A 13,430-nucleotide genomic window follows, 5' to 3' on the forward strand; every position below is an offset into this window, starting at 1 on the left:
GCGCTTGGCGCTTGGCGCTTGGGGCTTGGGGCTTGGGGCTTGGGGCTTGGGGCTTGGGGCGTGGCGCTCGCGGCTCGCGGCTCGCGGCTCGCGGCTCGCGGCTCGCGGCTCACGGCTCACGGCTCACGGCTCACGGGCGAAATGGTGCGATGGAATAGATGAAGGTGGGACCGCGCGTCGATGCCGTATCGACAGCCCATCGTCATTCATGATGGCAGGCAACCCTGACCGTCGACGAATGCAGCGGCCCCACCGCGACAGGTACCCCGCCGCCCTCGACAGCATAGAAACGCCCGATAGATTCGCCGCGCCACACGTTGGGGCCGAGCACGCGCCGGATTCACATCATCGGCGATCGCGGATACGCCACCAACACCGCTTGTCGCGACGCGTACACAACGCAACGCATCGCGACAAACCGGCCGTGCTCGCAGCCACCGTGCGCCGCCCTGCGCCTCGCGAGAACTCCACGCGCGAGCATCCGCCTGCACGGCACGCGATGCCGTCGCGCACGGCAGAACACGGACGGCACACCACGCGCCCTATTGCGCAGCGATCCGACGACGGAAATGCTCGGTGCCGGCCACGATCTTGTCGAGCACCGCATCGAGTGCCCAGAATCGTTCACGCACGTCGTAGTCGATCGCACGGCAGCGGATCGACGCGAAGGTGCCGATCCGCTGGTGATAGAGCTTCGCGAGCGCCGGGTACCCGAGCGCCTCCGACACCGCCGAGACGACCAGGAACGTCGAAAGCTCGTCGGCCAGTTCGGGATGCGCATCCCCTTGTGTGCGCAACCACCGGTACAGATCCGGATGAAAGTTGGTGAACACGCCGTTGAAGCCGGCGGAACCCGCCTTCATCGCATCCCGCGCGATCGCGGCATTCGCGTTGAGGATCTTCAGCGGCGAGCCCTCGGCGAGCGCGACCCGCCGCTTTACCGTTTCCAGGTCGCAGCTCACGTCCTTGAGCATCACGAACCGGCCCGTGTCGATGCACGCGCGCAGTTCGTCATCCGACAGCAGCCGCCGGTAAGGCGCCGGACATTCGTACAGCCCGAGCGGCAGGTCCGACGGCAATCGCGCAAGCAGCCGGTGAAGGTGGTCGAGCAACGCGACACTGCCCTGGCGCTGCGGATCGAGGCGGTTGGTCACGAGCACGACGCCCTGGGCGCCCGATTCGGCCGCCGCGCACAGCTCCGCGGCCTGCGCGTCGAGATCGTCGCTGATGTGCCCGGACGCGACGACGGGCACGCGCCCGGCCACCCGCTCGACCACGAAACGCGCGAGCTCCGCGCGTTCGGCCAGACTCAGGAACTGCATCTCGCTCGATTGCGCGACCGCGAACAACGCATCCGCGCCGTGCGCGAGATACCACTCGATCAGCCGCTCGAGCCCTGCGTAGTCGATTGCGCCAGTGTCGTCGAACGGCGTCAGCATCACCGGCACGATCCCTTCGATGGTCACGTTCGCTTGCTGCGGGTGTTGCATCTGTTTCTCCTTGCTTCAGTGAATGCGGGGGTAGGCTTACGCGGGCAACGGCCCGGGCGCGGCGTTCGCGGCCTGCTCGGGAATCGGCTTGCGCACCAGCAGCAGATAGGCGATCGCACCCGCGAACGCGATCGCCGCGGCGGTCAGCAGCGCCGGCACGAACGACCATTTCTGCGCAATGATGCCCGTGAGGATCGGCGCAAGCGCGCCGCCGACGAAGCCGCCGAAATTCTGGATCGCGCCGAGCGATGCGACGCGGCTCGGCGGCGCGGCCGCCGTCGCGAGCGCCCACGAGCAGGCCGAGGCCGCATTCGCGAGAAAGATCACGACCGAGATGCAGGCGAGCGCCACCGTGTTGCTCTGCACGAGCGCGGCCGGGATCGTGAAGACGACCATCCCGAGCATCGCGACCACCACCGCATTGCGCCGGCTCACGACCGGCGAGCGGCTGCGGCGCGTGACCAGGTCCGACACCCAGCCGGCCACCAGCGAGCCGACGAACCCGCACAGGAACGGCACTGACGCGGCGAAGCCCGTCCGGATCAGGCTCATGTGCCGCTCCATCGTCAGGTAGCCCGGCAGCCAGGTCAGGTAGACCCAGTTCAGGTACACGGAGCCGAAGTAACCGACCAGCATCCCCCAGGTCGTGCCGTGCGAGAACAGGCTGCGCCATTCGGCGAACGTCAGTTTCGGTGTCGCGGCCACGCTTTGCGCGTCGGCATCGAGGTAGTTGCGCTCGGCGGCGGACAGTTGCGCGCGCACCGGATCGCGATACAGCGCGAACCAGACGACGGCGACGACGAGACCGAGTGCCCCCGTCACAATGAACGCCCAGCGCCAGTCGAACGACGCGACGAGGATCGACAGCAGCAACGGCGCGAGCGCGGTGCCGAGCGGCGACGCGGCGTTGAAGATCCCGGTCGGCGTGCCGCGCGCGCGCAGCGGAAACCAGTTGCTCACCACCCGCGCGGCCGACGGGAATTGCGGCGCCTCGCCGATGCCGAGCACGATGCGCGCGACGATGAACCAGCCGAAAGTCGACACGATGCCGCCTGCCGCCTGCGCGAACGACCAGACGATCAACCCGACGCCGAGCAGCCGGCGCGGCCCGATGCGGTCGACGAGCCCGCCGACCGGAAACTGGCACAGCGCATAGCTCCAGGAGAAGGCCGACAGCAGCAGCCCCATCTGCGCGAGCGACAAGCCGAGATCGCCGCGGATCGCCGCGCTCGCGACGGCCAGCGTGCCGCGATCGAGGTAGTTGACGATGCCGCTCGCCATCAGCAGTGCGAGCGCGATGCGTTGCCCGCGCCGGATACGCGGCGGGGCGGGTGGAACGGTCGAGGTTTCGTTCATTGCGGTTGTCTCCATGTCACTGGTATCGGCCGGTTCCGGCCTGTCCGTCTGATGCGGCATTCAGGGTTCGAGGCGCGCCACTTCGTCGCGCGTCGGAATCGAGGTCTGCGCGCCGTGGCGCGTCACGCTGATCGCGGCGGCGCGCTGGCCGAAGCCGATCGCGTCGTCCATCGACGCGCCGCCCGCGCGGGCGGCCGCGAACCCGCCGACGAACGTGTCGCCGGCCGCGGTCGTATCGACGGCGGCCACCGTCAGCGCCCGCAGGCGGCCGTTACCGGCGCCGCCGCGCCAGCAGACGCCCCGCGCGCCGAGCGTCACCAGCACGTTGCCGACGCCCTTCGCGCACAGCGCATCGGCGGCGCGCACGGCCGATGCGTCGTCGCCGACGGCGATGCCGGTCAGCGATTCGGCTTCGGTTTCGTTGACGACGAGGTAGTCGACCCGTGCCAGCAGCGCGTCGAACAGCGGCTGCGCGGGCGCGGGATTGAGCAGCACCGGCGTGTGGTGCGCGGATGCACAGGCAATGGCGCGCGCGACGGCGGCAACCGGCACTTCGAGCTGGCACACGAGCAGCGCGGCCTCGGCGATCGCATCGCGCGCCGCGTCGATCCGGTCGGCGTCGAGGCACGCATTCGCGCCGGGCACGACGACGATGCTGTTCGCGCCGCCCGCGCCGACCGTGATCGTGGCCACCCCGGTCGCCGTGCCGCCGATCCGGCCCAGGTGCGTCACGTCGATACGTTCGGCCGCCAGCGCATCGTGCAGGCGCGCACCGAACGCGTCGTCGCCGACGCAGCCGATCATCGCGACCGACGCGCCCAGCCGCGCGGCCGCGACCGCCTGGTTCGCCCCCTTGCCGCCATGAACGGTCTGGAAATCCGTGCCGAGCAGCGTCTCGCCCGGCACCGGCAGGCGCGGTGCGCGCGTCACGAGGTCGATGTTCACGCTGCCGACGACGGCAATGCGCGGTGAAAGGATGTCGCTCATCTTGCAATGTAACCGCTTACATTTGCGGCGGACAAAATGGCCGGATCGGCCGTCGTCGATGAAAATCTCACGATATGGATAGAATATGTGTCTGACATAATGCGGAAGCACGCCAAGATAGCGCTTACATTCTCACAGGGTCGAGCGGGAATGCAAGCGGCGCCACCACGAATCGAGGGTAAACAATGACGCATTTGACAACGCGCGGCGCCGTCACTGCCGCCCCGCCGGGAGCCGGCCGATGAGCACGCCTCCGTCCCGCGCCGGCGCGCCCCGGGCGCGCCGCGGCAGCGGCCGCTCGGTGCTCGGCGATGTCGCGAAGCTGGCCGGCGTATCGACCGCGACCGTCTCGCGTGTGTACAACGATCCCGGCAAGGTGTCGGCCGACGTGCAGCAGCGCGTGCGCGACGCGGCGCGCGCGCTGAACTGGATTCCGAATGCGGCGGGCCGTGCGCTCGCGTCCACGCGCACCCACATCACGGGCGCGATCATTCCGACACTCGACGACCAGGTGTTCGCGTCGCAGGTCGCGGGCATGCAGACGGTCATGGCCGAGCACGGCATCACGCTGTTCCTCGGCTGCTCGAATTACGATCCCGCGCAGGCGCTGGCCCAGGTACGCGCGATGCTGTCGCGCGGCGTGGAAGCCGTGTCGCTGGTCGGCGAAGCGTATCCGCCGGAACTGTTCGAACTCCTTGCGATGCACCGCGTGCCGTACGTCGTCACGTATGCGTACCGCGACGACAGCCCGCACTGCTGCATCGGCTTCGACAACCGCGCGGCATTCGCGCGGCTCACCACTCACCTGCTCGACCTCGGCCATCGCGATTTCGCGATCATCATGCAGCCGTCGGCCGACAACGACCGCGTACAGGCCCGCCTGCGCGGCATACACGACACGCTCGCCGCGCGCGGGCTCGCGGTGCGCCCCGTCCATCAGCACGAGGGCGCGGCCACGATCGCCTTCGGGCGGGCGAGCCTGCGCGCGATCGTGAACAGCGACGCGGCGACGCGGCCGACAGCCGTGATCTGCGGGAACGACGCGCTCGCGCTGGGCGCGCTGCTCGAGGCGCAGGCGCTCGGCATCGACGTGCCCGCGCAATTGTCGATCACCGGGTTCGACGACGTCGCGCTCGCGCGCGAAATCCAGCCGCCGCTGACGACGATGTGGGTCGACACCGACGCGATCGGGCGCCAGGCCGCCCAGGCCTTGCTCGACGCGCTCGAGAACGGCGCGACGGGGCCCGGTCATGCCGTCTTGCCCGAATTGCGTATGCGGGGATCGGCTGCGCCACCGGCGCACGCGCGCGCAGCGGGAAAGAAATGAAGCCGTGGCGGGCAGCCTCGGCTGCCCGGCCCGCTCGTCACTGCATCACGTCGACCGGCAGCGTCTTGTCGAGCCTGTCGTGCCACGCCTGGATCGTCTTCGGCACGGTTTTCTTCCACGCGGGCACGTTCGAGTAATAGCGCATCCGGACGTTGCTCTGCGCGTCGAACACGAGCAGCCCGATCCACAGATCGTTGCCGCGGCGCATCACGATCGCGGCGTTCGTCGTCGCGATGCCGCGCACCCAGTACGACGTCACGTGCGCGTTCAGCCCGTCGAGATCCCTTGCTTCGGCGCCGTAATTGACGATGTCGACGAGCGTCTGGTAATCGGCACCGAGCAGCTTGTGCGCGATCGCGTTCTGCTGCGCATTGGCGAGCACATGCAGGCTCACAAGATCCGCCGGCGGCTTCGCTTGCATCTGCGACGCCGTCACATAATCGCCCGAGTAGACGACGCCCGCACCGGCGCCGCATTCGCCGTCGGCGCCGTGCTGCACGACCTGAACGCGTGCACCCTTGAGGCTGAAGTCGAGACGGCATTGATCGTGACTGAACGTGCCACTATTGCCGTGCAGTTCGATATCGCCACCAAGTTCGCCGGTATTCGCGCCGTTGTTGCCGGCCAGCTCGAAATGTAAACGTGGCGCCGTGCCGGTGAACGTCAGCACACCACCGAACGACGGATTACCACTGTCGAGATACCACGTCTGCTGCCAGCGATCGGCGGCCAGCGGCCTGCCGTTCAGGCTCGCGAGCCGTTCGCGGTAGCGGTCGCCGAGGCACGATTCGTCGGCGCCGCACCGGTCGCGCTGCTTGAGCCATTTCACCTGCGCGGCCTTCAGCGCGGCCGTATCGCCGCCTTTCGCGAGCGCCTGCTTCCACGCCGCCGCGAGGTCGCCGTCGAGCTTCGACAGCGCGGCATCCGCGCAGATCGTCTTCTCGGTTGACGAAGCGGCCTTCGCGCAGTCGAAGCCGGCCGCGTGCGCGGCGGCCGGCAACAGCGTCAGCAGCGCGGCCGCCGCGACGGATCGCACACGCATGTGCAATGCACCTTCGGCGGAAATCGCGGTTTTCCCGCGAGCATTCGATCGGTTATGGAGGATCATCGGCTTGGATCGTCACTGGATCGCGCGCCTGTAGAAGCTACCTGCACGCGGCATTCGAGGTAAAAACGCCCGGCCCGGCATGGGGTGCATGCCGTTGCTCGCCGAAGCCTAACCCGAATGCGCGACGCCGATCAATCGACGTTCGATGTCGGCGCAACCGTCGCGGCGGCCTCGCGGCATTGCACGATGCCGTCGCGCAATGCCGCTTCCACGTCGGCATCGACCGACAGGATCGATGCGCACGCAACGATCAGTTCGAGCCCGCGGCTCGCATGATGCCCCTTGCACAGGCCGCACGGCGTGATCGCGTTGTGGCGCCTGCCGGCCTTCCGGATCTGCGGGCCGACGCAATACGGCGGTCAGCCGTCGAACGGCGCCAGCTCGTAACTCGTGCTCCGGCCGCCGGACGAAGAGCGTTGCAGCACGCCGCGCTCGACGAGTTCAGTGATGTCACGCAGCGCCGTATCCTGCGAGCACTTCGCGAGCGCCGCCCACTTGGTGCTCGTCAACTTCCCCTCGAAGCCGTCGAGCAGGCGATTCATGACCTTGGCCTGGCGTTCGTTCATCGCGACGCCGGCACATCGTTGCCAGAAGCGCGCCTTGACCAGCACGGCGTCGAGCGTCGCATGCGCGTGATCGATGGCCCGGCCGAGTGCGGTCAGGAACCACGCGAGCCATTCCGTGACATCGAGCGAACCGCGCTGCGTCCGCTCCAGCACGTCGTAATACGCGTTGCGCTCGCGCTGGATTTGCGCCGACAGGCTATAGAAGCGTTGCGGACTGCGGTCGGCACGCGCCAGGACCAGATCCCCGAGCGCACGCGCGATGCGGCCGTTGCCGTCGTCGAACGGATGGAGCGTGACGAACCACAGGTGGGCCAGGCCGGCCCGGATCAGCAGGGGCTCGACCGGCGCGGCATTGAGCCACGCGAGAAAACGCCCGGTTTCGTCGGCGAGGCGCGCGGCGGGCGGCGCCTCGAAATGCACGCGCTGGCGGCCGATCGGCCCGGACACGACCTGCATCGGTCCGGTCGCATCCGTGCGCCAGCCACCGACCGTGATCCGCGACATCCCCGAGTAGCCGGTCGGGAACAGCGCCGCATGCCACCCGAACAGGCGGGCTTCGGTGACCGGCGCCGCCGCATGGGTGGTCGCGTCCAGCACCATGTCGACGACGCCCTCGACGTGGCGGTCGACCGGCGCCAGCGCGCCGATATCGACCCCGAGCCGACGCGCGATCGACGACCGCACCGATGCCACGTTCAGGCTTTCGCCCTCGATCGCGCTGGTCTCGACGACGTCCTCCGTCAGCGCGGCCAGGCTGGCCTCGTCGCGCAGCGCCAGGCCGACGTCCGCCAGCCGCCCGGCCAGCATGCCTTGCGCACGACTGACGTCGGCGAGTGGCGTTGCCAGTGCAGGCAGGTCGAAGCGCCATGCGGGCCAGTCGGCCGACGCCCAGATGAAGGTGTAATCTCCGCTCATGATGCGGAGATTATCCCACCGATTCACCGCACGGCTCGATATTCTCCGCAAATCATGCGGAGAATAACGCGCCATTCACCGCAACCCCCGCCCCGCTACCGCGCCCGGCCCGCGCCGCCCTTCGCCGCGGGCGCGGCCTCCCCGAGCCGTTCCGCGAGAAATCCGATGAACGTGCGCAGCGTGACGAATCCTTCCCGATGCTGCGGAAACACCGCGTTGAGCGTGATCGGCGACGGCGCATACGCGTCGAGCACCGGCACGAGCGCGCCGCTGTCGAGCGCCGCGCCGACGATGAAGTGCGGCAGCAGCGCGATGCCGAGCCCCGCGATCGCCGCGTCGCGCACCACTTCGCCGTTGTTCGCGACGAGCGGCCCCTGCACGTCGAACGTGCGCGCCGCGCCGTCGACGCGGAATTCCCAGCCGATGCGCCGCTCGCGCCCGTACAGCAGGCACGTGTGGCCGGCGAGATCCGCCGGCGTCTGCGGCGTGCCCTGCCGCTTCAGATAAGCGGGGCTCGCGCACGCGACCATCCGCCACGCGCCGAGCGGGCGGGCGATCAACGTCGAATCCTCGAGCGAGCCGATCCGCAGCACGAGATCGAAGCCCTCGCCGATCAGGTCGACGCGCCGGTCGGTCAGGTCGAGGTTCAGCCGCACGGCCGGGTGCGCGGACAGGAATTCGGCGATCAGCGGCGACACGTGCGTGATCCCGAACGACAGCGGCGCGCTGATTTTCAGCGACCCGTGCAACTCGGTGCTGCGCACCGACATCGCCTGCTCGGCGTCGGCGATCTCCGCGAGGATCCGCTGCGCGCGCGCATAGAACTCCTGCCCCGATTCGGTTACCGCGAGGTTGCGCGTGTTCCGGTGCAACAGCCGCACGCCGAGCGACGCCTCCAGCGCCATCGTGCGCCGGCTGACGAACTGCTTGGACAGCATCAGTTGATCGGCCGCCGCCGTGAAGCTGCCGGCGTCGACTGTCGCGACGAAGATCCTCAGGTCGTTGATTTCCATATTGTCCACTCCATAGCGACAGTCATTATCTCTACAGCCATTTATTTGTCAAATCGATTGACCTAAGATTCATCTCAACGAACGGCCGGTCCCACTTCCGAGGTCCGGCGTCTTGAGGAACAAAAATCATGATCGAAATCCGTGCAGCAAACCAACGTGGCCGTGCGGAGCATGGCTGGCTCAGCTCCCGTCATTCCTTTTCGTTCGCGAATTACTACGATCCGAAGCAAGTCGGCTTCTCCGACCTGCTGGTGATCAACGACGATCGCGTCGCGCCGGGCCGCGGCTTCGGCACGCACCCGCACCGCGACATGGAGATCCTGTCGTACGTGCTCGACGGCGCGCTGGAACACAAGGACTCGATGGGCACCGGCTCGGTGATCGTGCCGGGCGACGTGCAGCTGATGAGCGCAGGCACGGGCGTGCGCCACAGCGAGTTCAACCACTCGCCGGAACTGCCGGTCCACTTCCTGCAGATCTGGGTGGGGCCGGCCGAGAAGGGTGCCGAGCCGCGCTATCAGCAGACGAATGTCACCGCAGACGACAAGCGCGGCAAGCTCGCCCTCGTCGTATCGCCGAACGGCGACGCCGGTTCGCTGAAGATCCGGCAGGACACGCGGATTTACGCGGGCTTGTTCGACGGCGCCGAACGCGCGACGCTGGAACTGGCGCCGGACCGCTTTGCGTACGTGCACGTGGCACGCGGCAGCGTGTCGGTCAACGGCGTGACGCTCGGCGAAGGCGACGGCGTGCGCATCCGCGACGAACGGACGCTGACGTTCGCCGACGGGAAGGATGCCGAAGTGCTGGTGTTCGACCTGCGTCCGGTCGAAGTAACGGCCGAGTGGGCATGAAGCCCGTTCGGGAAACCGGGCCCCGCTGAACGCGGGGCCCTTTTAATCGGAGATTCGCAACATGGCCAAGGTTCTCGTTCTTTATTACTCGTCCTACGGGCACGTCGAAACGATGGCGCAGCACGTCGCGGAAGGCGCGAAGTCGGTGCCCGGCGTCGAGGTCACGCTCAAGCGCGTGCCGGAAACGATTCCCGTCGACCAGGCCCGGGCGATCGGCGTGAAGGTCGACCAGGCTGCACCGGTCGCGACCGTGGACGAACTTGCCGGCTACGATGCGATCATCTTCGGCACGCCGACCCGTTTCGGCAACATGGCCGGCCAGATGCGCACATTCCTCGACCAAACCGGCGGCCTGTGGATGAAGGGCGCGCTCGTCGGCAAGATCGGCAGCGTGTTCGCGTCGACCGGCACGCAGCACGGCGGCCAGGAAACGACGATCACGTCGTTCCACACGACGCTCCTGCACCACGGGATGGTGATCGTGGGCGTGCCGTATGCGTGCAGCGGCCTCGTCAACATGAACGAAATCACCGGCGGCACGCCGTACGGCGCCACCACGCTCGCGGGCGCGGACGGCAGCCGCCAGCCGAGCGCGAACGAGCTCGACATCGCGCGTTATCAAGGCAAGCACGTCGCGGAACTCGCCAGCAAGCTCGCGTCGTAACAGGCCGCCTTCGCGGCCTCGCACACGCGCACACGGCGCCGGTCGACCCGGCGCCGTGTGCGCTGTGCCCAGGGCCGGCCGTTACTGGCCCGACGCCGGAGCGGCCGGCGCCGCCTTCGTCGCGGGCGCCTTCTGTGCGGCGTTCTGCGGGTAGTTGCTCTGGTCGTTGGTCAGCCGGTAGCCGCTGCCCGTGCCGATCGCCTTCAGGTCCGACGCGTGACGCGCCCGGGCGGCCTTGCGGGCCGCCTTCTTCTGCGCCTTGTCGATCTGCTTCTGCGTCGGCGCGGACGCCGGATCCTGCGCATACGCCGCCGGCGCGGCGGTCAACAGCAGACCGAACGACGCCGTTACTGCCACTGCCACCGAAACCACGCGAGACTTCTTCATGGCCGGACCTCCTTGTCGATTGTTGATTGTGGGTAGGACACCGGCGCGCACACGACCGCTTGCGACAACGGCACCGATGCAACGTTAGCCGAACAGTATCCGCTTGTCCCTGTGCGTTCCTGAATTCTCCCGATAACGGCAACGATACGTGGGCAGCGCGTATGCCGTCGTTCCGGCGCGTCGCCCGCGCCATCAGGGAAACCGATAACCCGGCCTGGGCCGGCCGGCGTTCAGATCCAGCGCGACAGCACCGGCAGCAGGACCGGCACGACGAAGGCGGTGAGCACGCCGTTCAATCCCATCCCGAGCCCGGCGAACGCGCCGGCCTCCTCGCTGACCTGGAACGCGCGCGCGGTGCCGATCCCGTGCGACGCGACGCCGAGCGCGAACCCGCGCACGGCCGGTTCGTCGACGCGCAGGGCGTTGAGGATCCCCCGCGCGCACACGGCCCCGAAGATCCCGGTCGAGATCACGAGCACGGCGGTGAGCGACGGAATCCCGCCGATTTCCGCCGCGACGGCCATCGCGATCGGCGTCGTCGCCGATTTCGGCGCGAGCGACGCGATCGTCTGGTGCGACGCCCCGAACAGCGCCGCGATGCCGACCGCCGACACGATCGCGGTCAGCGAGCCCGCGAGCAGGCCGACCAGCAGCGGTACCGCGGCGCGGCGCAGCTTCGACCACTGGCGGTACAGCGGCAGCGCGAGCGCGACGGTCGCGGGGCCGAGCAGGAAGTGGACGAACTGCGCGCCTTCGAAATACGTCGGGTACGGCGTGTGCGTGATCGTCAGCAGCACGACGATCAGCGCAACCGCGATCAGCACCGGGTTCGCGAGCGGGTTGAAGCGCGCCCGCGCATAGACGCCCTGCGCGAACAGATATGCGATCAGCGTGATGGTCAGGCCGAGCAGCGGGCTCGCGGCAAGATAGACCCAGATCGCGCCGAGTTTCGGGAAGGCCGTCATTGCGTGCCCTCCACCGCATCGCCCGCGCGCCGCTGGCGCCGCAGCAGTGCACGCGTGACGAGCGCCGTCACGGCGATCGCGAGCGTGGTGCTGACGGCCAGCGCAACGACGACCGCGAGCGCATCGCCGCGCACGCGATCGGCCGACACCATGATGCCGACGCCGGCCGGCACGAACAGCAGCGACAGGTGGCGCAACAGCTCGAGCGCGGTCGGCTCGATCGCGTCGGCCACCTGCGGGCGCAGCATCACGAAGCCGAACAGCAGCAGCATGCCGATCACGGGCCCGGGCACCGGCAGGCCGAACAGGTAGGACACGCCTTCCCCAAGACACTGGAAGGTCAGCAAGACCGCGAACGCCTGCAGCATGAAACGCTTCTCCCGAACGGGGCCGCGCTGTCGTACGGCCGCGCGACCGATGGCCGGCGACTTGCGGCGCCGGCGTGGACGATACGCGCGATCGTACCAACAATGCCAGCCGCGCGGGGCCTTGCGGGCGCCGGGCCAACGATGCGGGCGGTCACGGGCACGCCGTGAAGCACCACGCAAAGCCGACGAGGATGCGGCGCGGTTCGCGAAGGAGCTCGTGTTGCCGAACCGGGACGAAAAAGCGCGGTCGATCGGGGCGTGCGGGTTGCAGTCCGGTACCTTCGCCCGGTTCACGCGCCGCACGCAACAAAGGCGGGCATGCGCCCGCCTCGTCGTCATACGCGTTCACGCTGCCCGCCTCACGGGCAGCGCGAGTGCGAACCCGTCGCTTACTTCAGTCGCGTCGCGAGTTCATTCGCCATCGCCTTCGTCGCGGCCTTCGTCGGCGCGTCGCCGGCCAGCGCGTTCAGCAAACCGAAATCATGGATCGTGCCGTCGTAGCGCGTGGTCGTCGCATCGACGCCGGCCGCGTCGAGCTTGCGGCCGTATGCTTCGCCCTCGTCACGCAGCACGTCGAACTGCGCGACCTGGATCAGCGCGGGCGGCAGGCCCTTCAACTGCGCGGTGCTTGCGCGCAGCGGCGACGCGTAGATCTCGTTGCGTTGCGCTTCGTTCTTCGTATAGGCATCCCAGAACCACTTCATCATCGGCCGCGTCAGGAAGTGCCCTTGCTGATACGCGTTGTACGAGCCCGTGTTGAAGTTGTGGTCCGTGACCGGCCACATCAGCCCCTGGAAGCGGATCGCGGGGCCACCCTTGTCCTTCGCCATCAGCGCCACCACGGCCGCCATGTTCCCGCCGACGCTGTTGCCGACCACCGCGAGGCGGCTGCCGTCGACGCCGATCTCCGCGCCGTGCGCGGCCACCCACTTCGTCGCCGCATACGCCTGGTTGATCGCGACCGGGTAATGCGCTTCCGGCGACGGCGTGTAGTTCACGAACACCGCGACGGCCCCCGATTGCACGACGAGATCGCGAACGAGGCGTTCATGCGTCGGAAAATCGCCGAGCACCCAGCCGCCGCCATGGATGAACACGAACACCGGCAGCGTGCCCGTCGCGCCTTGCGGGCGAACGATCGTGACCGGCACGGACAGGCCGTCCTGTTCGATCGTGCGGTTCGACACGTCGATCCCCGACAGGTCGACCTTCGTGCCGTTCTGCGCGTCGACCAGCACCTGTCGCGCCTTCGCGGGGCTCAGCGTTTCGAGGCCCGGGCCCTTCTGGCCGTTCAGCGCGGCGAGGAAAGCGCTCGTCGTCGTATCGGGGCGGGCGGTATCGGCACCGGCGGCGAATGCGGTGGTCGAGGCGGACAGTACAGCGGCGACGGCGGCAGCGATCAGCAGCGGCTTGACGATCTTCATGATGGT

13 protein-coding genes are annotated in these 13,430 nt (G+C 68.4%); 3 read left to right on the top strand and 10 right to left on the bottom strand.

Annotation, left to right across the window (positions count from 1 at the left end):
• Positions 1 to 542 precede the first annotated feature (542 nt).
• Genes L810_RS22755 through rbsK form a run of 3 tightly spaced genes read right to left on the bottom strand, consistent with a single transcriptional unit; the run spans position 543 to position 3,833 of the window.
• On the bottom strand, positions 543 to 1,490 hold the full coding sequence (locus L810_RS22755) for a dihydrodipicolinate synthase family protein (protein ID WP_021160668.1): 948 nt from the start codon (positions 1,488 to 1,490) through the stop codon (positions 543 to 545).
• A gap of 36 nt (positions 1,491 to 1,526) precedes the next feature.
• The gene (locus L810_RS22760; RefSeq protein ID WP_021160669.1) at positions 1,527 to 2,846 is read right to left on the bottom strand and encodes an MFS transporter; all 1,320 of its coding nucleotides are present in this window, start codon (positions 2,844 to 2,846) and stop codon (positions 1,527 to 1,529) included.
• 60 nt (positions 2,847 to 2,906) lie between these two features.
• Complete coding sequence (rbsK, locus tag L810_RS22765; RefSeq protein WP_021160670.1) at positions 2,907 to 3,833, bottom strand: ribokinase; 927 nt, start codon at positions 3,831 to 3,833, stop codon at positions 2,907 to 2,909.
• Positions 3,834 to 4,074: 241 nt separating this feature from the next.
• Between rbsK and L810_RS22770 the strand changes: the two genes are divergently transcribed.
• Positions 4,075 to 5,160, top strand: a complete 1,086-nt coding sequence (locus tag L810_RS22770) for a LacI family DNA-binding transcriptional regulator (protein ID WP_021160671.1) — start codon at positions 4,075 to 4,077, stop codon at positions 5,158 to 5,160.
• Between the two features lie 37 nt (positions 5,161 to 5,197).
• Here L810_RS22770 and L810_RS22775 read toward each other — a convergent pair whose 3' ends face one another.
• The 3 genes from L810_RS22775 to L810_RS22785 form a co-directional block, all read right to left on the bottom strand.
• Positions 5,198 to 6,202 (bottom strand): lysozyme inhibitor LprI family protein, encoded by a 1,005-nt coding sequence (locus L810_RS22775; protein ID WP_042975741.1) that lies wholly within the window; start codon positions 6,200 to 6,202, stop codon positions 5,198 to 5,200.
• A 425-nt stretch (positions 6,203 to 6,627) separates the two neighbouring features.
• On the bottom strand, positions 6,628 to 7,749 hold the full coding sequence (locus L810_RS22780; protein ID WP_218921741.1) for a Fic family protein: 1,122 nt from the start codon (positions 7,747 to 7,749) through the stop codon (positions 6,628 to 6,630).
• Between the two features lie 95 nt (positions 7,750 to 7,844).
• Positions 7,845 to 8,762: a LysR family transcriptional regulator gene (locus L810_RS22785; protein ID WP_021160675.1), complete on the bottom strand. Its 918-nt coding sequence runs from the start codon at positions 8,760 to 8,762 to the stop codon at positions 7,845 to 7,847.
• Positions 8,763 to 8,890: 128 nt separating this feature from the next.
• On the opposite strand from L810_RS22785, the gene L810_RS22790 reads away from it, so the two are divergent.
• Positions 8,891 to 9,616, top strand: coding sequence for a pirin family protein (locus L810_RS22790; RefSeq protein ID WP_021160676.1), 726 nt, complete (start codon positions 8,891 to 8,893; stop codon positions 9,614 to 9,616).
• A 61-nt stretch (positions 9,617 to 9,677) separates the two neighbouring features.
• Complete coding sequence (gene wrbA, locus L810_RS22795) at positions 9,678 to 10,280, top strand: NAD(P)H:quinone oxidoreductase (RefSeq protein ID WP_021160677.1); 603 nt, start codon at positions 9,678 to 9,680, stop codon at positions 10,278 to 10,280.
• Positions 10,281 to 10,361: 81 nt separating this feature from the next.
• Here the strand turns inward: wrbA and L810_RS22800 are convergent, their stop codons facing one another.
• The 4 genes from L810_RS22800 to L810_RS22815 all read right to left on the bottom strand — a co-directional run bounded on the left by L810_RS22800 (position 10,362) and on the right by L810_RS22815 (position 13,424).
• Entirely contained in the window at positions 10,362 to 10,667 is a 306-nt protein-coding gene (locus L810_RS22800) for a hypothetical protein (RefSeq protein ID WP_021160678.1), read from the bottom strand.
• Between the two features lie 230 nt (positions 10,668 to 10,897).
• Positions 10,898 to 11,632, bottom strand: coding sequence for an LrgB family protein (locus L810_RS22805; protein WP_021160679.1), 735 nt, complete (start codon positions 11,630 to 11,632; stop codon positions 10,898 to 10,900).
• Positions 11,629 to 12,000, bottom strand: coding sequence for a CidA/LrgA family protein (locus L810_RS22810; RefSeq protein WP_021160680.1), 372 nt, complete (start codon positions 11,998 to 12,000; stop codon positions 11,629 to 11,631). Before L810_RS22810 ends, L810_RS22805 begins: the two co-directional genes overlap by 4 nt.
• 389 nt (positions 12,001 to 12,389) lie before the next feature.
• The gene (locus tag L810_RS22815) at positions 12,390 to 13,424 is read right to left on the bottom strand and encodes an alpha/beta hydrolase (protein WP_021160682.1); all 1,035 of its coding nucleotides are present in this window, start codon (positions 13,422 to 13,424) and stop codon (positions 12,390 to 12,392) included.
• Between the last annotated feature and the right edge of the window lie 6 nt (positions 13,425 to 13,430).

The organism is Burkholderia sp. AU4i (assembly GCF_000466765.1).
In the GTDB taxonomy this organism is placed as follows: domain Bacteria; phylum Pseudomonadota; class Gammaproteobacteria; order Burkholderiales; family Burkholderiaceae; genus Burkholderia; species Burkholderia cepacia.